The 301-nt window shown below is 58.5% G+C and carries 1 protein-coding gene; it reads right to left on the bottom strand.

Annotated elements, in window-relative coordinates; genetic code table 11:
* On the bottom strand, positions 1 to 301 hold a 301-nt coding region (locus M3B90_RS09600), incomplete at both ends, for a hypothetical protein (protein ID WP_259890162.1).

Here is a 301-nt window from a genome sequence, read left to right as displayed (position 1 = left end):
GTTCGTCACCGTCACCTTGTAGGTCGAGGACCACTTACCGTTCACGGCAGACGCCTCACCCGAGGCCTCCTTCTTCACCGCAAACTTCGGCGCCTTCTCCACCGTCGTGCAGGCCGTGTTGTTGCCCTCGCCGTCAGAATCACCATCGAGCGTGACCTCATTGACGAAACCATGAGCACCCTCAGCACCATCACCAGCACACTGAAGAACCTCAGACTCCTTCACCCGTGCCGGATCAAACGAACCCGACACCACAACCGTGAACGACTTCGACTCACCAGGAGCCAGCTCAACACCATCA

The organism is Dermabacter sp. p3-SID358, from assembly GCF_025147465.1.
Lineage (GTDB): Bacteria > Actinomycetota > Actinomycetes > Actinomycetales > Dermabacteraceae > Dermabacter.
This window is presented reverse-complemented; position numbering and strand designations above follow the sequence as displayed.